Annotated in this window: 22 protein-coding genes; 10 read left to right on the top strand and 12 right to left on the bottom strand. The window is 64.4% G+C overall.

Annotated elements, in window-relative coordinates; genetic code table 11:
* Window positions 1–55 precede the first annotated feature (55 nt).
* From I6F36_RS13005 to I6F36_RS12985, 5 genes are read left to right on the top strand one after another with little or no spacing between them, the layout of a single operon-like run.
* The gene (locus tag I6F36_RS13005; RefSeq protein ID WP_225139322.1) at window positions 56–1,969 is read left to right on the top strand and encodes an extracellular solute-binding protein; all 1,914 of its coding nucleotides are present in this window, start codon (window positions 56–58) and stop codon (window positions 1,967–1,969) included.
* A 14-nt stretch (window positions 1,970–1,983) separates the two neighbouring features.
* Window positions 1,984–3,870: an extracellular solute-binding protein gene (locus tag I6F36_RS13000; protein ID WP_225139321.1), complete on the top strand. Its 1,887-nt coding sequence runs from the start codon at window positions 1,984–1,986 to the stop codon at window positions 3,868–3,870.
* Window positions 3,871–3,872: 2 nt separating this feature from the next.
* Entirely contained in the window at window positions 3,873–4,982 is a 1,110-nt protein-coding gene (locus I6F36_RS12995) for a microcin C ABC transporter permease YejB (protein WP_035998032.1), read from the top strand.
* Window positions 4,982–6,160, top strand: a complete 1,179-nt coding sequence (locus tag I6F36_RS12990; protein ID WP_225139320.1) for an ABC transporter permease — start codon at window positions 4,982–4,984, stop codon at window positions 6,158–6,160. Before I6F36_RS12995 ends, I6F36_RS12990 begins: the two co-directional genes overlap by 1 nt.
* Window positions 6,161–6,164: 4 nt before the next feature.
* The gene (locus tag I6F36_RS12985; RefSeq protein ID WP_036021581.1) at window positions 6,165–7,802 is read left to right on the top strand and encodes an ABC transporter ATP-binding protein; all 1,638 of its coding nucleotides are present in this window, start codon (window positions 6,165–6,167) and stop codon (window positions 7,800–7,802) included.
* A gap of 7 nt (window positions 7,803–7,809) precedes the next feature.
* On the opposite strand, the gene I6F36_RS12980 is transcribed toward I6F36_RS12985, so the two are convergent.
* Together I6F36_RS12980 and I6F36_RS12975 are read right to left on the bottom strand one after the other, a co-directional pair.
* Window positions 7,810–8,664, bottom strand: coding sequence for an NlpC/P60 family protein (locus I6F36_RS12980; RefSeq protein WP_225139319.1), 855 nt, complete (start codon window positions 8,662–8,664; stop codon window positions 7,810–7,812).
* Window positions 8,657–10,030, bottom strand: coding sequence for a M17 family metallopeptidase (locus I6F36_RS12975; protein ID WP_225171545.1), 1,374 nt, complete (start codon window positions 10,028–10,030; stop codon window positions 8,657–8,659). The genes I6F36_RS12980 and I6F36_RS12975 overlap by 8 nt, the downstream gene beginning before the upstream one ends.
* Window positions 10,031–10,089: 59 nt before the next feature.
* Between I6F36_RS12975 and I6F36_RS12970 the strand changes: the two genes are divergently transcribed.
* From I6F36_RS12970 to I6F36_RS12960, 3 genes are all read left to right on the top strand, one after another.
* Window positions 10,090–10,356, top strand: a complete 267-nt coding sequence (locus I6F36_RS12970; RefSeq protein ID WP_225171544.1) for a hypothetical protein — start codon at window positions 10,090–10,092, stop codon at window positions 10,354–10,356.
* A gap of 124 nt (window positions 10,357–10,480) precedes the next feature.
* Window positions 10,481–11,986 (top strand): metallophosphoesterase, encoded by a 1,506-nt coding sequence (locus I6F36_RS12965; RefSeq protein WP_225171543.1) that lies wholly within the window; start codon window positions 10,481–10,483, stop codon window positions 11,984–11,986.
* A gap of 96 nt (window positions 11,987–12,082) precedes the next feature.
* Window positions 12,083–12,910 (top strand): tetratricopeptide repeat protein, encoded by an 828-nt coding sequence (locus tag I6F36_RS12960; RefSeq protein WP_036021589.1) that lies wholly within the window; start codon window positions 12,083–12,085, stop codon window positions 12,908–12,910.
* 48 nt (window positions 12,911–12,958) lie between these two features.
* On the opposite strand, the gene I6F36_RS12955 is transcribed toward I6F36_RS12960, so the two are convergent.
* From I6F36_RS12955 to I6F36_RS12910, 10 genes are all read right to left on the bottom strand, one after another.
* Window positions 12,959–13,933 (bottom strand): type II secretion system F family protein, encoded by a 975-nt coding sequence (locus I6F36_RS12955; protein WP_036021591.1) that lies wholly within the window; start codon window positions 13,931–13,933, stop codon window positions 12,959–12,961.
* 9 nt (window positions 13,934–13,942) lie between these two features.
* Window positions 13,943–14,920, bottom strand: a complete 978-nt coding sequence (locus tag I6F36_RS12950; RefSeq protein WP_057028159.1) for a type II secretion system F family protein — start codon at window positions 14,918–14,920, stop codon at window positions 13,943–13,945.
* A gap of 16 nt (window positions 14,921–14,936) precedes the next feature.
* The gene (locus I6F36_RS12945) at window positions 14,937–16,406 is read right to left on the bottom strand and encodes a CpaF family protein (protein ID WP_035998067.1); all 1,470 of its coding nucleotides are present in this window, start codon (window positions 16,404–16,406) and stop codon (window positions 14,937–14,939) included.
* Between the two features lie 21 nt (window positions 16,407–16,427).
* On the bottom strand, window positions 16,428–17,696 hold the full coding sequence (locus I6F36_RS12940; protein ID WP_035998070.1) for an AAA family ATPase: 1,269 nt from the start codon (window positions 17,694–17,696) through the stop codon (window positions 16,428–16,430).
* Window positions 17,693–18,427 carry a CpaD family pilus assembly protein gene (locus I6F36_RS12935; protein ID WP_225139315.1) on the bottom strand — a complete coding sequence of 245 codons (735 nt, stop codon included), beginning with the start codon at window positions 18,425–18,427 and terminating at the stop codon, window positions 17,693–17,695. Before I6F36_RS12935 ends, I6F36_RS12940 begins: the two co-directional genes overlap by 4 nt.
* 20 nt (window positions 18,428–18,447) lie before the next feature.
* Window positions 18,448–19,938, bottom strand: coding sequence for a type II and III secretion system protein family protein (locus tag I6F36_RS12930; protein WP_085974449.1), 1,491 nt, complete (start codon window positions 19,936–19,938; stop codon window positions 18,448–18,450).
* Window positions 19,935–20,732 (bottom strand): Flp pilus assembly protein CpaB, encoded by a 798-nt coding sequence (gene cpaB, locus I6F36_RS12925; RefSeq protein ID WP_036021604.1) that lies wholly within the window; start codon window positions 20,730–20,732, stop codon window positions 19,935–19,937. The genes I6F36_RS12930 and cpaB overlap by 4 nt, the downstream gene beginning before the upstream one ends.
* A 129-nt stretch (window positions 20,733–20,861) precedes the next feature.
* Window positions 20,862–21,386, bottom strand: coding sequence for a prepilin peptidase (locus I6F36_RS12920; protein ID WP_036021607.1), 525 nt, complete (start codon window positions 21,384–21,386; stop codon window positions 20,862–20,864).
* Between the two features lie 122 nt (window positions 21,387–21,508).
* On the bottom strand, window positions 21,509–21,649 hold the full coding sequence (locus I6F36_RS12915) for a hypothetical protein (protein WP_225111714.1): 141 nt from the start codon (window positions 21,647–21,649) through the stop codon (window positions 21,509–21,511).
* A 77-nt stretch (window positions 21,650–21,726) separates the two neighbouring features.
* Window positions 21,727–21,891, bottom strand: coding sequence for a Flp family type IVb pilin (locus I6F36_RS12910; RefSeq protein ID WP_025033956.1), 165 nt, complete (start codon window positions 21,889–21,891; stop codon window positions 21,727–21,729).
* A 272-nt stretch (window positions 21,892–22,163) separates the two neighbouring features.
* On the opposite strand from I6F36_RS12910, the gene I6F36_RS12905 reads away from it, so the two are divergent.
* Together I6F36_RS12905 and I6F36_RS12900 are read left to right on the top strand one after the other, a co-directional pair.
* Window positions 22,164–22,991 carry a sterol desaturase family protein gene (locus tag I6F36_RS12905; protein ID WP_225171542.1) on the top strand — a complete coding sequence of 276 codons (828 nt, stop codon included), beginning with the start codon at window positions 22,164–22,166 and terminating at the stop codon, window positions 22,989–22,991.
* A gap of 250 nt (window positions 22,992–23,241) precedes the next feature.
* Window positions 23,242–23,745, top strand: a complete 504-nt coding sequence (locus I6F36_RS12900; RefSeq protein WP_057028157.1) for a pilus assembly protein N-terminal domain-containing protein — start codon at window positions 23,242–23,244, stop codon at window positions 23,743–23,745.
* Window positions 23,746–23,935 lie beyond the last annotated feature (190 nt).

The following is a 23,935-nucleotide window of genomic DNA, read 5'->3' as shown; positions in this document are numbered from 1 at the left end:
CTCGCCTATATTGGGAACTTAAAGGAGTAGCCTCCTTCAAGACAGGGATGTTGATTTGGCCATTACCCGACGCGATCTCCTGCTCACCGGCACTGCAGCCGCAGCGCTTCCAGCCCTTGGCTCCGTCGCGGGCGTTCCCGTCGGCGTGGCGCATGCGCAATCAGCAACTGAGCTGCCTTCCGGCGGGTTGCCTTGGCGCCACGCGCTGTCGCTGTTCGGAAAGGTCAAGTACCCCGCCGACTTCAAGCGCTTCGACTACGTCAATCCGGACGCCCCCAAAGGCGGTGTCGCGCGCCAGATCGCCGTCGGCACGTTCGACAATTTCAACATCGTCGTCTCCGGTGTGAAGGGCCAGGTCGCCGGTGCCGTCGCGTTCATCTATGAATCGCTCCTGACGCAGTCGCTCGACGAGGTCTCGACCGAATACGGCGCGCTGGCCGAAGCGGTCAGCCATCCCGACGATTTTTCCTTCGTCACCTATCGCCTGCGCCCGCAGGCGAAATGGCATGACGGCAAGCCTGTTACGCCGGAGGACGTGATCTTCTCGCTCGATTCTTTCAAGAAGAACCATCCGATGTACTCGGCCTATTACAGCCATGTGGTGAAGGCCGAGAAGGTCGGCGAGCGTGACGTGAAGTTCGTGTTCGACGCACCCGGCAACCGCGAGCTGCCGCTGATCGTGGGACAGCTGATCGTCCTTCCGAAACATTGGTGGGAGGGGACGGACGCGCAGGGCCGCAAGCGCGACATCTCCACCACAACGCTCGAAATGCCGCTTGGCTCGGGCCCCTACAAGGTCAAGGAATTCGTCGCAGGACGCTCGATCGCGCTGGAGCGCGTCAAGGACTATTGGGGCCGCGATCTTCCCATCAATGTGGGCCGCAATAATTTCGATGAGCTGCGCTACGAATATTTTCGCGACGGCACCGTTGCGATCGAGGCCTTCAAGGCCGACCAGGTCGATTGGCGCACCGAGAACAGCGCGAAGAGTTGGGCGACCGCCTATGATTTCCCGGCCGTGACCGAAAAGCGGGTGATCCTCGAGGAATTCGTCAATCGCAGCTCGGGCGTGATGCAGGCCTTCGTGCCGAACCTGCGCCGCGCCAAGTTCAGCGATCCGCGCGTGCGTCGTGCGCTCAACTACGCGTTCGACTTCGAGGAGATGAACAAGCAGATCTTCTACGGTCAGTACAAGCGCATCAGCAGCTATTTCGACGGCATCGAGGAGCTGATGGCAACGGGATTGCCGCAGGGTAAGGAGCTCGAAATTCTCGAGACCGTCCGCGCCCAGGTACCGCCCGAGGTCTTCACGACGCCCTACACCAATCCGGTCGGGGGTAGTCCGGAGGCGGTGCGCGACAATTTGCGTGAGGCGCTGCGCCTGTTCAAGGAAGCCGGCTACGAGGTGCGAGATCGCAAGCTGGTCGATGTCAAGACCGGTGCGCAGTTCTCGCTGGAATTGCTCAACTCGGATCCCAGCTTCGAACGAATTACGCTGTTCTACAAGCCGTCGCTGGAGCGGCTCGGCATTGCGGTGAGCGTTCGGACGGTCGATCCGACCCAGTATGAGAACAGGACGCGCGAGTGGGACTTCGACATCGTGACGAACTCCTGGGGCGAGTCACAATCGCCGGGCAACGAGCAGCGCGAGTTCTGGTCCTCCAAATCGGCCGACATCGCCGGGTCGCGCAACATCGCCGGCATCAAGAATCCGGCCATCGACAAGCTGATCGAGCGGGTGATCTACGCCACTGATCGCGACGATCTCGTCGCGGCCACCAAGGCCCTCGACCGCGTGCTGCTGTGGAATCACTACGTCGTGCCGCAATGGACCTACAACAAGGTGCGCACCGCGCGCTGGGATCGCTTCGGCCGGCCGACGGAATTGCCCAGGTATGGTCTGTCCGGCTTCCCGTTCATCTGGTGGTACGACGCAGACAAGGCGGCACGGATCGCAAAGAAATCGTGAAGGACAATCCCCGCATGACGCAGATGTCACGCCGCCATGTGCTGGTCCTGGGTGTTGGCGGCGCCCTCGGGGCGTCCGTCGGCGCGCCGCTGCTGCGCAGCGCGCGAGCATCGGAAGCGGCGACCGAGGCGCACGGCATGTCGGCATTCGGCGATCTCAAATATCCCGCCGACTTCCGTCATTTCGATTACGTCAATGTCGACGCGCCGAAAGGCGGCACGTTCTCGCTAATCCCGTCGGTGCGGGCCTACAATCAGTCCTACCAGACCTTCAACTCGCTCAACGCCTTCATCCTGAAAGGCGACGGCGCACAAGGTATGGGTATGACGTTCTCGCCGCTGATGATCCGCGCAGCTGACGAGCCCGACGCAATGTACGGGTTGGCGGCCAAATCCGTGCAGATATCGCCGGACAAGCTGGTCTACCGCTTCGCGATGCGACCCGAGGCGAAATTCCACGACGGGACCAGGCTCACCGCCCACGATGCAGCCTATTCGCTGACGACTCTGAAGACCAAGGGGCATCCGCTGATCACCGTGCAGATGCGCGACATGGTCAGTGCCGAAGCCCTCGACGATGCGACGCTCGTCGTCACCTTCGCCAAGGGACGTGCACGCGACGTGCCGCTCTATGTCGCCAGCCTGCCGATCTTCTCGAAGGCGTACTACGCCTCCCGCCCGTTCGAAGAATCGTCGCTGGAGATTCCGCTCGGCTCGGGCCCGTACAGGGTCGGCAGGTTCGAGGTCAATCGCTACATCGAGTTCGAGCGTGTGAAGGACTGGTGGGCCGCTGATCTGCCGCCCTGCCGCGGCAGCTACAATTTCGATGTGGTCCGCTATGAATTCTACCGCGATCGTGACGTCGCCTTCGAGGGCTTTACCGGCAAGAGCTATCTTTATCGCGAGGAGTTCACTTCGCGCATCTGGGCGACGCGCTATGACTTCCCGGCCGTGAAGGAAGGCCGAGTCAAGATGGAGGTCGTGCCCGACGATACGCCCTCCGGCGCGCAAGGCTGGTTCATCAATACGCGGCGCGACAAATTCAAAGACCCCCGCGTGCGCGAGGCCCTGATCAACGCTTTCGATTTCGAATGGACCAACAAGACAATCATGTACGGCGCTTACGCTCGTACGGTGTCGCCGTTCCAGAACTCGGACCTGATGGCCGGCAATGCGCCGCCTTCGCCGGAAGAGCTGAAGCTGCTGGAGCCGTTTCGCGGCCAGGTTCCTGACGAAGTGTTCGCGGCGCCATTCACGCCGCCGGCCTCCGACGGCTCCGGACAGGACCGCAGCCTGCTCCGCAAGGCGCAGCAATTGCTCACCGAGGCCGGCGTGCCCATCAAGGACGGCAAGCGGGTGCTGCCGAACGGCGAATTGTTCAAGATCGAGTTCCTGCTGGACGAGCCCTCGTTCCAGCCGCACCACGCGCCTTACATCAAGAATCTCGCGACGCTTGGGATCGAAGCGAGCGTGCGCCTCGTCGATGCCGTACAGCACAAGGCCCGGCAGGAAGATTTCGATTTCGACATGACCATTCAGCGCTTCAGCATGTCGGCGACGCCAGGCGATGCCATGCGCGCGTTCTTCTCCTCGCAGGTCGCAAACACCAAGGGCTCGTACAATCTGGCTGGCGTCGCCAGTCCGGCGATCGACGCCATGATCGAGAAGATCATGGCGGCCGACAGCCGCGAAGAGCTGACCGTCGCCTGCCGCGCCTTCGATCGCCTGTTCCGCGCCGGCCGCTATTGGGTCCCGCAATGGTACAACAAGACGCACCGGCTGGCCTATTGGGACCAGTTCGGCCATCCACCGAGGTTGCCGCGTTATGCCAACGGCGTCGGCGCGCCCGACATCTGGTGGTATGAGCCCGCCAAGGCGGCCAAGCTCGAGCAGGCAAAATAGCCATGAGCGCCTATATCGCCCGCCGCCTCCTGCTAATGATTCCGACCCTGCTTGGGATCCTCTTCGTGTCCTTCGTCGTGGTGCAATTCGCGCCCGGCGGCCCGGTTGAGCGCGTGATCGCGCAACTCTCGGGCGCCGACACCGGCGGCACCTCGCGTATTTCCGGCGGCAGTGATTTTGCGCAGCGCGCGCCGGGACAGGTCGGTGCCGGCGGCGATTCCGTCAACTCGAAATATCGCGGCGCACAGGGCCTCGACCCCGATTTCATCAAGAAGCTGGAAGTGCAGTTCGGCTTCGACAAGCCCGCGCCGGAACGCTTCCTGCTGATGGTGTGGAACTTCGCCCGCTTCGATTTCGGCAAGAGCTATTTTCGCGACGTCAGCGTTCTGCAGCTCATCAAGGAAAAGCTGCCGGTCTCGATCTCGCTTGGCCTCTGGCTAACACTTCTGACCTACCTGATCTCGATCCCGCTCGGCATTCGCAAGGCCGTGAACGACGGGGCGCGGTTCGACACCTGGACCTCGACGGTGCTCGTGCTCGGCTATGCCATCCCCGGTTTTCTGTTCGCCATTCTCCTCATCATCCTGTTTGCCGGCGGCTCCTTCTTCAACTGGTTCCCGCTGCGCGGACTGACCTCGGACGGCTGGTCGCAGTTTCCCTGGTATTGGAAGATCATCGATTATTTCTGGCATCTGACGTTGCCACTTATCGCCATGGGGCTAGGTGCCTTCACCACCATGACGTTCCTGACCAAGAATTCGTTCCTGGATGAGATCCGCAAGCAATACGTCATGACCGCCCGCGCCAAGGGCTGCAGCGAGAACCGGGTGCTCTATGGCCACGTCTTCCGCAACGCGATGCTGATCGTGATCGCCGGCTTCCCCGGCACTTTCATCCACGCCTTCTTTTCCGGCTCGCTGCTGATCGAGACCATCTTCTCGCTGGACGGGCTCGGACTGCTCAGCTTCGAGAGCGTGCTCAATCGCGACTATCCCGTGGTGTTCGGCACGCTCTACATCTTCTCGCTGGTCGGCCTCGTGATCAACCTGATCTCCGACCTGACCTATATGTGGATCGACCCCCGGATCGATTTCGAAGCGCGGGAGGTCTGATGACGATCACCGCGCCGACGCCGATCGAGACCACAGCGAAGTCGCCGCTCGGCGATGCCGTTCCGATCACGGGCAAGCCGTTCGCTCCATCGCCGCTTAACCGGCGGCGGTGGCAGAACTTCAAGGCGAACCACCGCGGCTACTGGTCCTTCTGGATCTTCATCGGCCTGTTCGTGATCTCGCTGTTCGCCGAGCTGATCGCGAACGATCGGCCCTTCCTGATCAAGTTCGATGGCCGTCTCTATTGGCCGGCTTTCGTCACCTATTCGGAGACGACGTTCGGCGGCGATTTCGAGACGGCGGCCGACTATCGTGACCCCTACTTGCAGAAGCTGATCAAGGAGAAGGGCGGCAGCATCGTCTGGCCGCTGATCCGTTACTCCTACGATACCCACAATCTCGATCTGCCGACGCCGGCGCCGTCGCCGCCGACCTGGATGCTGACGGAGAAGCAGTGCAAGCCGGTGGTGGAGAAGAAGGGACTGAAGAGCTGCCGCGATCTCGAATACAATTGGCTCGGCACCGACGATCAGGGCCGCGACGTGGTGGCGCGGCTGATCTACGGCTTCCGCATCTCGGTGCTGTTCGGCCTTTGCCTCACCATCGTTTCGTCGGTCATCGGCATCGCGGCGGGTGCGGTGCAGGGCTATTTCGGCGGTTGGGTCGATCTGATCTTCCAGCGTTTCATCGAGATCTGGACCGCGATTCCATCGCTGTATCTTCTCCTGATCCTGTCCTCGGTGCTGGTGCCCGGTTTCTTCGTGCTACTCGGCATCTTGCTGCTGTTCTCCTGGGTCTCGCTGGTTGGCCTCGTGCGGGCCGAATTCCTGCGCGGGCGCAATTTCGAATACGTCCAGGCGGCACGTGCGCTCGGCGTCTCCAATCCTCTGATCATGTTCCGCCACCTGCTCCCTAACGCGATGGTCGCGACCATGACGTTCCTGCCGTTCATCGTTTCGAGCTCGGTGATGACGCTGACGGCGCTCGATTTCCTCGGCTTCGGCCTGCCACCGGGATCGCCCTCGCTCGGCGAATTGCTCTCGCAGGCCAAGGCCAATGTGCAGGCACCGTGGCTCGGCTTCTCCGGCTTCTTCTCGGTCGCGATCATGCTCTCGCTGTTGATCTTCATCGGTGAAGCCGTGCGCGACGCCTTCGACCCGCGCAAGACGTTCAGGTAAGGCCATGGATGCGATCAACCAGCCCCTGCTCGCCGTTCGCGACCTCTCGGTGGCCTTTCACCAGGGCGGCGCCACCACGCTTGCGGTCGACAAGGTCTCGTTCCAGATCAAGCGCGGCGAATGCGTCGCGCTGGTCGGCGAGTCCGGCTCCGGCAAGTCGGTCAGCGCACTCTCGATCCTGAAGCTGCTGCCGTATCCGAATGCCTCCCATCCCTCCGGCAGCATCCGCTTCAAGGGCCAGGAGTTGATCGACCAGTCCGAGCAGCAGATGCGGGAGATCAGGGGCAGCGACATCTCCATCATCTTCCAGGAGCCGATGACCTCGCTCAATCCGCTGCACACGATCGAGGCGCAGATCGGCGAGATCATCCAGCTGCACAATCCGACCAGCAATGCGCAGGCCCGCAAGCGGACGCTGGAGCTCTTGACCCAGGTCGGCATTCCCGATCCAGAGACGCGGCTGAACAGCTATCCGCACCAGCTCTCCGGCGGCCAGCGCCAGCGTGTGATGATCGCGATGGCGCTCGCCAACGAGCCGGACCTTCTGATCGCGGACGAGCCGACCACGGCGCTCGACGTCACCGTGCAGGCGCAGATCCTGGCGCTGCTCGCCGAGATCCGCGCGCGGCTCGGCATGAGCCTGCTGTTCATCACCCACGATCTCGGCATCGTGCGCCGCATTGCCGACACCGTCTGTGTCATGAAGGGGGGCGTGATCGTCGAGCAGGGTCCGGTCGAGCAGGTCTTCAAGACCCCGAAACATCCCTATACACGCGACCTGCTCGCGGCGGAGCCCAAGCCCGATCCGGCGCCGCCGCAGCCGAATGCGCCGGTGGTGATGTCGGCCAATGACCTAAAAGTCTGGTTCCCGATCAAGCGCGGCCTGATGCGCAAAACGGTCGGTCACATCAAGGCGGTCGATGGGGTCAGTGTCGCCGTACGCAAGGGCGAGACGCTCGGCGTCGTCGGCGAATCCGGCTCGGGCAAGACCACGCTGGGGCTGGCGCTGCTGCGGCTGATCTCCTCGAACGGACGCATCGTGTTCTTAGGGAACGACATCCAGGGCCTGCGCTTCAAGGAGATGCGTCCCTTCCGGCGCGACATGCAGATCGTGTTTCAGGATCCGTTCGGCTCGCTCTCACCGCGCATGTCGGTCGCCGACATCATCGCCGAGGGCCTGTCCGTGCATCAGCCGGCGCTCTCGCGCGAGGAACGCGAGGCGCGCGTGGTCAAGGCACTCGAGGATGTCGGACTCAATCCGGAGACGCGCTTCCGCTATCCGCACGAATTCTCCGGCGGCCAGCGTCAGCGCATCTCGATCGCGCGCGCGATCGTGCTGGAGCCTGATTTCGTCGTGCTGGACGAGCCGACCAGCGCGCTCGACATGCTGTTCCAGGCGCAGATGGTCGATCTGTTGCGCGAGCTCCAGCGCAAGCGCGAGCTCACCTACATGTTCATTTCGCACGATTTGCGTGTCGTCGCCTCGCTCGCCAGCCACCTCATTGTGATGCGCGGCGGCAAGGTGGTCGAGGAGGGGCAGGCGGCCGAATTGTTCAGGAATCCGAAGACGGATTACACCCGAGCGCTGTTCGCGGCCGCGTTTCGGCTGGAGACGGCCGGGAACGGGGCGGTGGCGACGTAGCGCTCCGTCAGAGCCGCTTGATCGCGACGACCTCGCTGCCAGCCGCCTTGATCCGCGCGATCGCCGGCTCGATCGGCTCGATCACCGTTGCCATGTGATGCGCATTGGCGTGAACCATGGTGGTGGCGTCGCGCACGATGGCGACATGACCTTTCCAGAAGATCAGATCGCCGCGCTGCGAGCTGCTCCGCTCATGCGGCTCCAGCGTGCGGCCGAGACCGGCGAGCTGCATGTCGCTGTCGCGCGGGCAGCCGATCCCGGCTGATGTCAGCGAGACCTGGACGAGGCCGGAGCAATCGATGCCAAAGCTGCTCTTGCCGCCCCAGAGATAGGGCGTGCCGACGAAGCGCTCGGCCACCGCGACGAAATCCGGCTCGCGATGATCGAGCGGGATGAGATGCGTTCTCGGCAGATATCTGCCGTCGTGCGTCACGGCGAAGCTGCCGTCCTCGCGCGCCACGGCAAGCTTCGATCCCATCACGAGCGTGTCGGCCGGCGGCAGCTTGATCGAGGGGCCGGGGAACGCAAACGTCCGCAGTGCGCCGACCACGTGCGTTGGGGCGGCCGACGGCTTTGCGAGCGCCGCATCCGGGAGCCAGCCGACATAGCCATCGCTACTGAGCTGGCCCCAGGCCCAACCCTCGCCGTTGCGGTCGTAGATGGTGACGCGTTCGCCGCGCAGCGCTTCGGTCATCAACGTCGCGTTCGAGGACGGCTGCTCGCGTATGGGCGCGATCGGCTCAACGACCTCGAACTCGTCACCCTCGACGAAGCGCTGCGCCTCGACCTTGCCTTCGAGATATTTGGCGGCAAGGTCGCCCCGCGCCGGCGTCAGCCTCGGGTCGTGTCCTGGATCAGGCATAGCGCTCGCTCAGCAGTGCGTAGATGGCGCGTGCGGCCTGGCATTCGCCGCCCTCGGGCCGCGCCGGCTTCGCCGACGGCGTCCAGCCATAGATGTCGACATGGAGCCAGCTCTTGGCGTGCTCGACGAAGCGTTGCAGGAACAGCGCGCAGGTGATCGAGCCGGCGAAACCGCCCGAGGGTGCATTGGTGATGGTGGCGGCCTTGGAGTCCAGCCAGGCATCGTAGGGCGGCCACAGCGGCATGCGCCACAACGGATCGTTCTCCCTCATCGCGCAGCGCGCGAGGTCGGCAGCCAGCGTCTCATCATGGGTGTAGAACGGCGGCAGATCCGGCCCCAGCGCGACGCGGGCGGCGCCGGTCAGCGTGCCCAGGTCGATCAGCAGATCGGGCTTCTCCTCATCGGCCAGCGCCAGCGCGTCGGCGAGCACGAGGCGGCCTTCGGCGTCGGTGTTGCCGATCTCGACGGTGATCCCTTTGCGCGAGGTGAAGATATCGAGCGGACGGAAGGCATTGCCGGCGACGGCGTTCTCCACCGCCGGAATCAGCACGCGCAGCCGCACCTTCAGCTTCGCATCCATCACCATGCGCGCCAGCGCCAGCACGTTGGCGGCGCCGCCCATGTCCTTCTTCATGATCAGCATGCCGCTCGACGGCTTCAGGTCGAGCCCGCCGGTGTCGAAACAGACGCCCTTGCCGACCAGCGTCACCTTGGGATGATCAGGATCGCCCCAGATGATGTCGATCAGCCGTGGCGCGCGGCTGGAGGCCATGCCGACGGCGTGGATCAGCGGAAAGTTCTTCGCCAGCTCCTCGCCGACGGTGCAGGAAAAGCTCGCGCCGAACTCGGCGGCGAGCGCTTGCGCGGCCGCGGCGAGCTCATCCGGGCCCATGTCGTTGGACGGCGTGTTGATGAGGTCGCGCGCGAGCATTGCCGCATCGGCAATCCGCTCGATCTCGGCCGCGTCGACACTGTCAGGCGGCACCAGCCGGATCTCGGGGCGATCTGCCTTGCGGTAGCGGGCAAAGCGGTAGCAACCCAATGCGAAGGCGAGCGCGGCCAGCCGCGCATCGTGCGGTGCATTGGCAAACCGATAGGTGCCGGGCGGCAAGAGGCCGGGCAGGGCGCCGGGCCGAAACAGGTCGCGCGATCTTGCATCCTCTTCATCGAGCCCGAACAGCACCTGCGCAATGGTGCCGTCGGTCGCGGGCAGCGCCAGATAGCTGCCCGGCTTGGCGGCGAAGGCGCTGGCACGCGCGAACTGGCGTTGCGCCGGCGGCAGCGTTTCGGCGACCTGATCCCAGCTCGATTTGGTGACGAAGGTGATCGGGGTGGCGGTGGATGACGTCTCGAAGACAGAAGGCATTGGCGGGTCCGGATCGTCAGTTCAGGCGAGTCATGCGAACGGACGAGACTTCGCAGAGTTTGGCCGCCGCTGCAATCGGCTTTGCCGTCACCGTTCAGCGAGCCGCTACTCGCCGCAAGGTGGGCATGCGGTTCGATGCGCTCGACGAGATCCGCGAGCGGCTTGCCATCGAGTATCGAACGGGCGCGACGAAACCGTCCGCGAACAAATCTCGTATCTCACGCCAAGAGCTGCCGTTCGCAACGCCACGGCCGCAGGGCTTTACTAGCGCTTCGGTTGTGGCATTATCGACGAACATTTTAGATTGTGTCGCTTGTTCTGCATGAACCCGAACGCAGACACGCGGCGGCATGGTGCCTGCCCAGGTTGGGTCGATACGGCTGAATCTGCTCGTCGAAGCATTTTTCTCATTGTTTGGGCGGCGCAGCATATGCAGATGAGCGGCGCAAAATGGATAGATCGTTCGTTGTTGCGCAGATTTCCGACCTGCATCTGGACGGGTCGGGCCGGTTGCTTCCGGCCATCGAGACGCTCAGGGCCGCGATTTGCGAGAAGATGGCGGCTGCCGCGAATGTTCCCGATCGCATCCTGCTGATCACGGGCGATCTGGTGGACGACCCAACGCCGCGCGCGCTCGACGAGGCGCTCGCCGTCATCGCATGCTTCCGGCAGACGGGGCTATTCACCGACATCCAAGCCGTGGCAGGCAATCACGACGTCAAGCGGCCGAGCCAGCGTGCGGGCCGTCACGACGCCTACGATTACCTGCACCTGCCGCGGACGGCGAAGAATGTCTATTACCGTCAGGCAGGCCTCGACCTGGTGCTGCTCGATTCCAATCGCGCCAACTTGAAGGCGCTCGCGAGCGGCAAGATCGACGAGAGCGCTTACAAGGCGATGGTCGCCGATTCTGCCCGGCTGAGCGCCGAGGTCGCGGGAAGCATCGGTTCGGCCGGGCGCGCCGACTACGCCGAGCCGGCGGAAAATCTGGTTCGTGTGCTGGCCCTGCACCATCACCCACTGCCGCAGGCCACCGGCGAAGGAAAGCGCTTTCTAGGCATGCCGGACGAGCCGCTGATGTATCTCGCCGCACCCGCGACCTTCCTCGAGGCCGCCACCTCGCTCAACGTCGATCTGGTTCTGCACGGTCATCGCCATGTCGAGGGGCTGACCCGCTATTCCATCCCCGATCCGCGTGCGACGTCGAGCGAGAGCGGTGAGGCGTTCTGGCGCACGATCTACGTGCTCTCCTGTCCGTCCTCGACCGGGCAAGCCGGCGACGATGCCGGTTTCAACCTCGTCCATTTCGGCCCCGCGTCCCATGCCGGCCGCAACGAGCACCGCTTCGCGATCACCCGCTATACGAGGCTCCGCAACGATGCGGCCTTCAGGCCGCTCGATTCCAACCTGCCGGGCGGCGTCATCAGGCTACCGGCGGGGCGGGATTTTTCGCGCGATCCGGCCGTCCAGTCGGCGATCGAGGCGGCCTCGTCCCGCACACTGAAACGCGACCAGGTCGCGGCGATCGTCCGCCGGCTGTTCATGCGTGGCAGCTTTTACGATGAGGCGGAGCCGAACTGGGCGATAGCGCTCTACACCTACATGGTCTCGGCCCATGCCTGGGCGGAGCTCGAGCGTAAGGCCGCGAGATCCCGGCCGGGATTCGACAGCGACGCGCTCGCCGCGGTGAAAACGTTGCTCGGCCGATTGATCGAGCAATCCGCTGACGTGCTCGGCATCGATCGCGCTCAGCTCGATGAGCTCTACGGGAGAGGCCTGATCAATTGTAACGACTTCCTGCGTCAGGTGCCGCGGCTGCCTTCTGAAGGTGTCGACGTTCAGCGGCGGGGGCGGCAGAGGCTGCAACTGCTGCTGGAGCTGGATCAGCAGGTGCAGGCGCTCGGCCCCGATCTCGGCCTCGGCGGCAAAGCGCCGCCGCAACCATCGCCGGCGTGAGAGAAGCGCGTCTGAGCGCTGTTAACCGGCCGTTAGGGTTAACATTCTACTGCTGACACGTTCGGCTCGATCGAGCAGCTCGAGAGTCAAAGCGTCATGCGTCAACGGATCAGGCTTACCCGGCTACTTGCTTCGACGTCGCTGGTCGCGACGGTGGCGATGAGCCTCGGCGGCTGCACGGCGATGTCGAAGCTCTCGGAGGTGACGGGCTCGGTCGGCCCCCGGGCGGACGCGGCCTCCGCCGATCGCGCGCCCACCGATCCGGCGCGTGCGGTCGAAGCCTATGGCGAGCGCTACCGCGCCAATCCCAAAGATGCCGACGCCGCGCTCGCCTATGGACAGGCCTTGCGCGCCAACGGCCAGCGCGCCCAGGCCGCCGCCGTGCTCGAGCAGGCGACCATCGCCAACCCCGGCAACAAGGCGCTGCTTGCCCAGTACGGCCGCGCACTCGCCGACAACGGCAATTTCCAGCAGGCCTTCGACGTGCTGTCGAAGGCGCATTCGCCCGACAATCCGGACTGGCGCCTGCTCTCCGTGCAGGGCACCGCGCTCGACCAGATGGGCCGTCATGAGGAGGCGCGATCCTATTACGCGAGCGCGCTCAAGATCGCACCGGGTGATCCCGGCGTGCTCTCCAACCTCGGCCTGTCCTACATGCTGTCGAAAGAGCTGCCGAAGGCGGAAGAGGCGCTGCGGCAGGCGCATGCCTCGCCGCGTGCCAGCGCCCGGGTCCGGCAGAATCTCGGCCTGGTCGTCGGCCTGCAGGGCCGCTTCGCGGAGGCGGAGACCATCGTCAAGGCGGACCTGCCGCCGGACCAGGCTGCGGCCAATGTCGCCTATCTCAAGGAGATGCTGAGCCGTAGCGAGGCCCCGCGCGGCGCGCCGAAGCGGACGCCGGTCGCTTCGCTGAGCCAGCCCGGCTGATCATCTGACTTCCTGGCCTTGGTGGCGGACCGTACGGTCCAGCCCGGCTCATTGCATCTCGGTGACCTTGATGGCGGTGGGTCCGAGAATGACCACGAACAGCACAGGCAGGAAAAACAGGATCATCGGCACCGTGAGCTTCGGCGGCAGCGCGGCCGCCTTCTTCTCGGCCTCGTTCATGCGCATGTCGCGATTTTCCTGCGCCATGACGCGCAGGGAATGGCCGAGCGGAGTGCCGTATCGTTCCGCCTGTTGCAGCGCCAGACACACCGACTTGACGCCCTCGAGCCCGGTGCGCCGTGCCAGGTTCTCATAGGCGACCTTGCGATCCTGCAGGTAGGACAGCTCGGCCGTGGTCAGGGTGAACTCCTCCGACAGCGCGATCGACTGGCCCACGATTTCGGTCGCAACTTTCCGGAATGCCATCTCGACCGACATGCCCGATTCGATGCAGATCAGGAGCAAATCGAGCGCGTCGGGAAACGCACGCTTGATCGAGAGCTGGCGCTTGGAGATCGCATTCCTGAGGAACAGCATCGGCGCCTGGAGGCCGAGATAGGCGGCGCCGATACAGATGCCGATCTTGATCGGCATCGCCTGTTGCATGTTTCCGATCACGAACACGTAGAGGGCCGAGCCGATCAAGAACACGATCGGGGCGACCATGCGGGCAAACAGGAAGGTGATGTAGGGCGCCTGGCCGCGGTAACCCGCCATGATGAGCTTGTCCCGCGCAGCCTCCTGCGCGAGCCACTTGGTCAGGTTGAAGTCCTCGACCACCTTGGAGACGAGTTGCTTCGGCGTCTGGCGCAGTGAAACCTTCTCGCTCTTGTTGAGACGCTCACGCTCGCGCTGCCGGATGCGTTCACGCTCGCTCGCCACCGCCTTCATGCGCTTGGAGAGGCCCTCGCCGGCGAACAACGGCATCACCAGCGTATAGACGGTGGCGCTCGCGGCGATCGCCGCGAGCAGCATGGTCATGAAACGGACGTCGTGCAGTTTCGAGACGAGGAATTCGACCATGCGACACCGTCAGAAATCGAAGTTGATCATCTTCTTCATCACCAGGATGCCGATCGACATCCAGACGACGCAGCCGACCAGCATCAGCTGGCCGGTGGGATGAGTCCAAAGCACCGAGATGTATTGCGGCGTCGTGAGATAGACCAGGAACATCACGATCGGCGGCAGCGAGCCGATGATGCCGGCCGAGGCCTTGGCTTCCATCGACATCGCCTGGATCTTTTCCTTCATCTTCTTGCGGTCGCGCAGCACCTTGGAGAGGTTACCGAGCGCTTCGGAGAGGTTGCCGCCCGATTTCTGCTGGATCGACACCACGATCCCGAAGAAATTGGCTTCCGGCAGTGGCATGCGCTCGTAAAGCCGCGCGCAGGCCTCGCCCAGCGGCATGCCGATCGCCTGCGTCTCGATGATGGCCAGAAACTCGCTGCGCAGCGGCTCGGGCGAATCGGCGGCTACGACCTTGATCGATTCGAACAAGGGCAGGCCTGCCTTGATGCCGCGGACGATCACGTCGACCGCGTCGGGCAGTGCAGCCAGGAACTTGGTTTCGCGACGCTTCTTGAGGAAGCCGAGTGCCCAGCGCGGCAGGCCGAAGCCGCCGGCAAAGGCAAGACCGGCGGCGCCGATCAGGCCCCCGCCCGCGAACATAGCGGCCGCGAAAAAAACGCCGGCCACCACGGCGGACACGGTCCAGAACTTCTGCGGCGTCCAGTCGAGCCCGGCCTGCGACAGGCGGACGCTGAGCGGAGCGCTCTTCTCCTGGGCGCGCCGCGCCTCGAGGTCCTTCAGCGTGGACTCGACCTGCTCGCGGCGAGAGCGCTGGGTTTTCTCGGCCTGCCGGGCCGTGGGCGCTTCGGCGCGCGCGACCGAGGCACGGCGGCTTTCCGCCTTTCGCTCCCCAGACAGCACCGGATAGAGGAATACCCAGGCGATGCCACCCACTGCTGCGGTGGCGAGGAAGGCGAGGGCGAGGACCTGCATGTTCATGGCGCTGCCAATCCGCTCACGTCTTCGGCGCGACTTCCGCCGCGTCGAGCGCCGCGGCGAGGCGCTTCTCCTCGCCGTAATAACGGGCGCGTTCCCAGAACTTCGGACGGCCGATGCCGGTTGAGCGGTGCCGGCCGATGATCTTGCCGTTGGCGTCCTCGCCGACCATGTCGTAGAGGAAGATGTCCTGGGTGATGATGGTGTCGCCTTCCATGCCCATCACCTCGGTGATGTGGGTGATGCGGCGGGAGCCGTCGCGCAGGCGCGCGGCCTGGATGATGACGTCGATCGAGGCGCAGATCATCTCGCGAATTGTTCGCGACGGAAGGGAAAAGCCGCCCATCGTGATCATGGATTCGCAGCGCGACAGCGCCTCGCGCGGGTTGTTGGCGTGCAGCGTGCCCATCGAGCCGTCATGGCCGGTGTTCATGGCCTGCAGCAGGTCGAAGGCTTCGGGTCCGCGGACCTCGCCGACGATGATGCGTTCGGGACGCATACGCAGGCAGTTGCGCACCAATTCGCGCATCGTGACCTGGCCCTCGCCCTCGATGTTGGGCGGACGGGTTTCCAGCCGCACCACGTGAGGCTGCTGCAGCTGGAGCTCGGCGGCGTCCTCGCAGGTGATGACGCGCTCGTCGTGCTCGATGTAGTTGGTGAGGCAGTTGAGCAGGGTCGTCTTGCCCGAGCCGGTACCGCCGGAAATCAGCACGTTGCAGCGGACGCGGCCGATGATCTGAAGGATCTCGGCGCCTTCCGGCGTGATCGCGCCGAACTTGACGAGCTGATCCAGCGTCAGCTTGTCTTTCTTGAATTTGCGGATGGTGAGCGCGGGGCCGTCGATCGACAGCGGCGGCACGATGGCGTTGACACGGGAGCCGTCGGCGAGGCGCGCGTCGCAGATCGGCGAGGATTCGTCGACGCGCCGGCCGACCTGGCTGACGATGCGCTGGCAGATGTTGAGAAGCTGCTGGTTGTCGCGGAAGCGGATGCCGGTACGCTGGATCTTGCCGCCGACCTCGATGTAGACGGTGTTGGCGCCATTGACCATGATGTCGGCGATGTCGTCGCGCGACAATAGCGGCTCGAGCGGGCCGTAACCGAGGACGTCGTTGCAGATGTCGTCGAGCAGCTCCTCCTGCTCGGCGATCGACATCACGATGTTCTTGATCGCGATGATCTCGTTGACGATGTCGCGGATTTCCTCGCGCGCGGACTCCGAATCGAGCTTGGCGAGCTGGGCGAGGTCGATGGCCTCGATCAGCGCGCCGAAGATGGTCGCCTTGACCTCGTAATAATTGTCCGAACGCCGGCTCTCCATGGCCGGAGGCGGCGGAGCCTTGGCGGGCGCAAGCGGCGGCGAGGCGACGGCCGGCGGAGGCGGAGCGCGCGACACCGTCGGCGCCTGAGCCGGGGCAGGCTCGAGCGACACGGCGCCGGGCTTGGGCGCCCGAAGGTCGGTGTCTGTTCCGCTACGCTTACCGAACACTTAACAACTCCATGCGGCGGCTTATCTTCCCCGCAACTTCTCAATCAGAGGTGAAAGCAGGGACGACTTTTGCTTCTTGGTCTCGCTGCGGCCGGTCAGGCGCTGGGCGATCTGCAGGAACATCTCGATCGACTTGTGGTTGGCGGAGATCTCCGCGATCATCTGGCCGTTGTTGGCCGCCGAGCCGAAGATCTGCGGTTCGAACGGGATCGAGACGACCGGCTGGCTCTCGATTGCCTTGGCGAACTCCGCGGCGGCGATCTCGGGCCGTTTCGGCACGCCGACCTGGTTCAGGCAGTAGAGCGGCGGCCGGTCGTTGGGGCGCGCGGCCTTCAACAGATCGAACAGGTTCTTGGTATTGCGCAGATTGGCGAGGTCGGGCGCGGCCACGATCAGGATGTCGTCCGCCCCGATCAAGGCGCGCTTGGTCCAGCCCGACCATTGATGCGGAACGTCGAGCACGATGCAGGGCATGGTGGAGCGCAGCGTGTCGAATACGGCATCGAAAGCGTCAGTGCCGAAATCATAGACCCGGTCGAGCGTCGCAGGCGCCGCCAGCAGGCTGAGATGGTCGGTGCATTTCGACAGCAGGCGGTCGATGAACGCGGTGTCGACGCGGTCAGGCGAGAACACGGCGTCGGCGATACCCTGCGGCGGATCCTGGTTGTAGTCGAGCCCGGCGGTGCCGAAGGCGAGGTCGAGATCGGCGACGACGGCGTCCATCGCGAGGTCTCGCGCGATCGCCCACGCGACGTTGTGCGAGATGGTCGAAGCCCCGACGCCACCCTTGGCTCCGACCACGGCGATGATGCGGCCGACTGCCTTGGCTTCGGGGGCCGAGAACAGGTTGCAGATCGAGCGTACGACGTCGATCGCGCCGACCGGCGCGAGCACGTAATCGCTGACGCCGCGGCGCACCAGCTCGCGATAGAGCGTGACGTCGTTGATGCGGCCGATCACCACCACGCGGGTGCCGGCATCGCAGACGGTGGCGAGCTGGTCGAGTCCGCCCAGCAGGTCGTTGCGACCGTCGCTCTCGAGCACGATCACGTTCGGCGTGGGAGCCGAGCGGTAGGCTTCGATCGCGGCCGCCATGCCGCCCATCTGGATCTTCAGGTGAGCCTTGCCGAGACGGCGATCCTCGCCGGCCGACTGCACCGCGGCGGCCGTCTCCACGGTTTCGCAGAAGGCCTGAACCGAGACGCGCGGCGCGGGCGCAATATGCTCCTCGACCGGCGGAGGAGCTGCTGCCGGCTGCTCTTCGTGTGTCTGGCGCGCGTAACTGATCATTTGCCGGTGTCGCTGAGTTTGGCCCTGTCGGCCTCGGGATAGGTGGTCGCCGTCGTCGTTCCCTTGCGATACTTCTCGAACCCGGTGATGCGCCGCGGCGTGTATGACGGAGTTTCGGGCCGCGGCTGCTCAAGATCCGACGGATTGTCGACCATGGCCGCGAGGTTGCGCTGATAAGCGCAGCCGTAATTGTAGTAGTCCTTGTTCTCGAACCAGCGCTTGTTCTTCATCGAGGGTCCGATGTCTTCCGGCCACAGGCCGCAGGGACCGGCGACTGCGGCAATCCTGGAATAGGTGAGCCGGATCGGGGGGAGGAAGCGCTTGTCTTGCGGCTGGTAGGGGTGAAGGCTGACGCCGCGCGGCGGAACGCCTGCCGCCGCCAGCATCGCCTGGATCTCACGCATCGTATCGGCGACCGGGCGAGCATTGGGCGTATTGGAAGGCACGTCGATGCGAATCGCGCCGGTGCCTTCTTGCAACCACGCCGATGCCACGCCCATCACGTCAGCGCGTTGGGCCGCGGTTAATCCGCCGCGGGCATGACCCACGAAGACGACGATCGAGCGATTCTGCTCCTCGACCGCGATCGGATGGCGCTGCTTGTAGTCGTCGGGAATGGACGCCGTGAGGACGTCGTCGTGCTGGCAGCCCCCGACCGCGAGCGCGAGGCCGATGAGCGCGCCACCGAGGCTGATGGCGCGCTTGCGAAGCTGGGGTGGTCTCGTGATCATCGTGAAATCCCCGTTCCGCCTCAGTCGGTAATGAAGCCGTAGGTGCCGCGGTAGTTCTTGGCCGGTTCGGTCCGGCCCGGCACGCCGTAGATCCGGTTGATATTGCCGATCAGCTGCGCCTGCGGATCCGCAGGCGGGGCGAAGCCGTCATCCGGCCGCGACAGGTCCTTCGGCGCCACCGCGCGGACCACATAGGGCGTCACGATCACGACCAACTCGGTTGCATTGTTGACGAAGTCGCGGCTGCGGAACAGCGTGCCGAGGATCGGGAGCTGCATCAGCCCCGGCATTCCGTTGACAGCTTGCTTGGTCTGCTGCTGGATCAGGCCGGCCATCGCCATCGCGCCGCCGGACGGAATTTCCAGCGAAGTCTCTGCGCGGCGTGTCTTGATTGAGGGTACCGTCAGCGAGTTGACCGTGTTCGAGGTCACCGCCTGCGACAGCGTGATCGCATTCTCATTGGACAGTTCGGAGACCTCGGTCATCACCCGCAAGCTGATCTTGCCTTCGCTCAGGACCACAGGCGTAAAGTTGAGTGAGATGCCGAACTTCTTGAAGCTGATCTGAGTGGTACAGACGCGCGTGACGGGATCGCACGAATAACCTGCGGGCACCGGAAATTCGCCGCCGGCGAGAAAGGTGGCGGACTCTCCGGAGATCGCGGTCAGGTTCGGCTCGGCAAGCGTCCTGATCACGCCCGCGCTCTCCATCGCACGCAGGGTCGCCTGCACCGAAGGCGTCGCGCCGAAACTCGCAGTGAGATTGTTGCCATCCACCAGATTACGGCCGAGGGCCGTGAACGGGTTGGAGTTGCTGAAGCTCACCACCGATGTGCCGTAGTTGAGGTTGGCGGTGAGGTCGATACCGAGCTGCTTGACGATCGTACGCGCGACTTCGGCAACGGTCACCTTGAGCATGACTTGGTCGCGGCCGCGCACCACGATCGAGTTCACCACCTTGTCGACGCCGCCGGCCAGGCGCGCAGCGAGCTCGTTGGCCTGTTGCGCCTCCATAGGGTTGGCGGCCGTGCCGGACAGGACGATACCGTCGCCCAGGCCGTCGATCTGGATGTCCGAATTGGGCAGAACCTGCTTCAGTGCGGCCCGCACGCCGTTGAGGTCGCGCTTCACCGCGATGTCGTAGGCCGCGATCTGCTGCCCGGCGGAATCGAAGAACACGATATTGGTCTGGCCGACCGCGGCGCCGATGATATAGGCGCGCTGTGCGGAGCGGACCACCGCATTGGCGATCTTGGGATCGGCGACCAGCACGTCCTTGATGTCGCGCGGCAGGTCGATCACGACCGACTTGCCGATGCCGAGCGAGAGGAAACGCGCGTTGATCTGGCCGTCCGCCGCGGCCTGCGGCACGGGGCGGTAATCGGCGGCGACCGCCGGGGCGATCGCCGGGTTGAGCGCCAGCGCGAGGGCGGCCGAAAACGACAGGGCGCGGACCAGTGAGGTCCGCATCGTCGCCGAATCTGCCCTGTATTTGATGTCGACTGTCTTCATCGTGCCTTAGCCGTCTGACTTGGAATGCCGTAGCGAATGATCGAGACACCGTCGCGCTTCTGCGCGGAGTCATCGAGCGTGATCTCGCTCATCTTGACGTCGACGATGCTGCGCAGCGCCAGCGACAGCGTGCCGCTCTGGCGCGCCGCGGAGAGCGTTGCGGTCTGCGCGGGATTGAGCTCGAGGGTGACGGTCTTGCCGATCACCGCGTTCTGCCCGTCCTTCTCCTTGGGTGCCTGGTCGATGGCCAGGACCCGGATATTGGCCAGGATGATCTCGGAGGTGACGATGTCGGGAGCGCCGCTGCTCTGATCCGGGTTCTTGAGCCGGCGGGTGAGCAGGACGTCGACGCGGTCGTTGGGCAGGATGAAGCCGCCCGCGCCGGTCTCCGGCGAGATCTCGGTCGAGATCGCCCGCATGCCGGTGGGCAGGATTGCCGCCATGAAGCCGGAACCTTCGGCCTTGACCAGCTTCTGGTCGCGGATCGGCTCACCCTGGATGAAGGGCGCGCGCGCGATCGAGCCGGTCACCTGGGTCGCACCGTCGGGGCGCTCGTTGCGTCGGATGAAGGTGGCGCTGGCGGTCGCGGTCGGCCAGGTCTGCCATTGCACGTCTTCGGGCTTCACGGTCTGGCCGAGGCCGATATCGTTCTTGGCCACAAGGACGTCGACGGTCGGCAGCTGCGCGACCGGAACCGGAGGCGGCGCAGAATTGTCGGAGCCGCTCGCCAGGTACGCGGCGACGCCGCCGGCGCAGATGGCGACCGTCAGGACGACAATGCGTGCCCTATTCATACGCTTCAACTTTCCAACAATACGCCGCGACGCTGCCGCCGCCGTGATCGGCAGTTGACCAGCTATTCGTCAAAGCATGGTTAATGAGGCGTATCTAAATCGCCTTAACGCCGGGTTTACCCGGAGCGTTCAGCGCAGCGCGAGGCGAGCGAGGTCGATCGCCTTCACCCATTCGGTCTCCGGGTAGACCATCAGCGCGCTCAGCGCGAGCGCGATGCCGTAGGGAATGCCGCTCTCCTTGGCGTGCAGCCGTGCGAGCCAGGCCTGTCCTGCCAGCCCGTAAGGCAGCGGCCATTGCCGGAACTGCAGCAGGAGCAGCGTCAGCGCGCCGCCGAACAGCGAGGCGTAGAGCAGGAAGTTCATCAGATGTGGGAAGCCGAACCAGAGCGCCACGGAGGCAGCGACCTTGGCGTCGCCGCCGCCCACCCAGCCCATGGCGAAGCAGGTGAAGGCCACGACCAGAACGAGCGCACCGGCGCCGACATGACTCAGCATCTCGTAAGGTGCCATGCCCCCGGCGAGGGCGAGCGCGAAGAAGCCCGCCACCAGCGCCAGCGATACGCGGTTCGAGATCGTCATCGTGAAGAGATCGCTCGCGGCGGCGAACGCCATCAGGGCCGGGAAGAGCAGAAGGCGCGCAAGGTCGAGAATCATGGGCTGCGTCTTGAGGCCTGGGTTTGTCGCGGGAGCTGCTTCGGGCGATGCTAGCGCGCGATGCTAAACAAACCGACAACGGCGGCACGGGCGCGCCCGGGCCTCGGCCCACGAGCGCGCTTTCACCAGAAGCTGGCAATACGTGCGGCGAGCGCGATCGTCGCAACCAGCAGCGCAAGGCAGATCCAATAGACCGGCGAGCCGGCCTGCGCCGCTTCCGCCTCGTGCGCCGCGACCGCGGCATCGGTTCTGAACTCGTGCAACGCCACTGGAACTCGCCGTCTTCAGAAAAACAAACGCCCCGGAGGTCCGGGGCTTTTGCCGTCGTTCGTGGACCCGCTTACTTCAGCGAGGTGCTGATCGAGCTGAACTTGGCGTTCAGCGTGGTGCCGAGATTGTTGACGACGGTGATGATGGCCAGCGCGATGCCGGCGGCGATCAGGCCGTATTCGATGGCGGTGGCGCCGGATTCATCCTTCGCGAAACGCGCAATCAAGTTCTTCATGAACAAAACTCCGTCTGGGTGGGGACCGCCTCGTTCGGCGCTGTCGTTGACGCGACGACCATGAGAGCCGAGCTCTTTCGGGAGAGTTAATTCGACCGGGTAATCCCACGTCCGGCACGATGCTTTTGCCCAGAGTGAATTTCGCCTTAAGACGGCACCTGCAAATTCGTTGCGGTTCCGGATGCGCCGCCAACGCGGCGCGTGCTTCACCCTCCCTTAAATTTCGCGGAGTAGGCCTTGAGCTACAGCGGAATTTGCGGAGAGAGGCGACGATGTCGAGCCTGCCCATGCAAGTCGCCTTGATGTTCGGCGAGACCATCGTCAAGGTGATCCCGGTCACCTTCGTGCTCGCGGCGGTGTTCACCGTGCTGGAGCATTTCTGGGCTTGCAATCCCGGTGCGCCGTGGTGGCGCAAGCGGGAGATCGTCACCGACATCTGCTACTGGTTCTTCGTCCCGGTGTTCGCCCGCACCATGCGGATCGGGCTGCTGGTCGTCGGCGCCAGCGTCGTCTTCAACATCCACGACGCCGACGAGCTCATCGCCTTTTACGACAATGGCCACGGTCCGCTGGCGCAGCTGCCGCTGTGGCTGCAGGCCGTGCTGTTCCTGGTGCTGTCCGATTTCATGCTGTACTGGGTGCATCGGCTTTTCCACGACGGCGGCTTCTGGAAGTATCACGCCATCCATCATTCGTCGGAGGAGATCGGCTGGATCTCCGCGGCGCGCTTCCATCCGGTCAATCTCTTGCTCGGGACGATCAGCGTCGACGTCGTGCTGCTGATGGCAGGCATCTCCCCGAACGTCATGGTCTGGGTCGGCCCGTTCACCACCTTCCACTCGGCCTTTGTGCACGCCAACCTGAACTGGACTTTCGGACCGTTCAAATACGTGCTGGCGACGCCGGTCTTCCATCGCTGGCACCACACCTCGCTCGAAGAGGGCGGCGACACCAATTTTGCCGGAACGTTCCCGATCTGGGACGTGCTGTTCGGCACCTTCCGCATGCCGGAGGGCAGGCTGCCGCAGGACTACGGCAAGGACGAAGCGGCCATGCCCAAGGAGATCGGCGGGCAGCTCGCCTTTCCGTTCCGGCACTAAAGCATAATCCGAAAAAGTGCGAAGCAGTTTTCCGGAAAGATCATGCGTAAACAACAACCTAAAGCGCGATGACGATTCATCCAAAACTCATCGCGCTTTAGGGGGCGGGCCCCGCAAATGTCCGTCCGTTCAAACAATACGCGGCGAGTTTGCGGAACGTTCACGAATTAAAGGCAGGTTAGCCGGGTCGGGCACCGGCTCCGCTGTATTCGTCGCTTCTGCCGGTTTGTGACGTCCCGGGGGTAAGAGTATGCGTAAAGAAATGCTGCGCCGTCATGTGCGCGTCTGTGTTCTGGTTGCCGCTGCGGTGCTGGCCTCGCCGGCCGCCGGCCTTGCCGAGCCCGTCGCCGATACCATCGCCGTCAATGTCGACCAGGCCAAGCTGGTGCGGCTGCCCGGCAAGGTGGCGACCATCGTGGTCGGCAATCCCCTGATCGCCGACGTCACGCTCCAGCCCGGCGGCATGATCGTCGTGACCGGAAAGGGCTACGGGGCCACCAACTTCATCGCGCTCGACCGCGGCGGCGAGATTCTGGTGGACCGCCAGATCCAGGTCGAAGGTCCGAGCGACCGGCTCGTCACCGTCTATCGCGGGGTCGAGCGGGAGTCCTACAGTTGCGTGCCGCTTTGCCAGCGCCGCGTGACGCTCGGCGACAGCGACACCTATTTCAACAACGCGATGAGCCAGGCCGGTACGCTGAGCAGCAGCGCCAGCGGAGGTGCGGGTGCCGGCGCGGCTGCCAAGCCAAACTAGCTGACGGGCGGGCCTCGATCCCGCCAAGCCGCTGGATTCGAGGGCGGCACCTCGTTGCATGCCGTGCTTCCTCCCGCTTGCGGGCGCTGGTTAACGCGGTGTTAACGGCGCGGTCCGCCGGAAGCGGATCGTCTGAAACACTTAGACAATCAGTTTCCGCTATTGAACGGGCAGATGATCGCCGGCCGCT

This window comes from Bradyrhizobium sp. BRP19, from assembly GCF_020194195.1.
Classification (GTDB): Bacteria; Pseudomonadota; Alphaproteobacteria; order Rhizobiales; family Xanthobacteraceae; genus Bradyrhizobium; species Bradyrhizobium yuanmingense.
The sequence above is the reverse complement of the archived record's forward strand: the minus strand, read 5'-3'. Positions and strand labels throughout refer to the sequence as shown.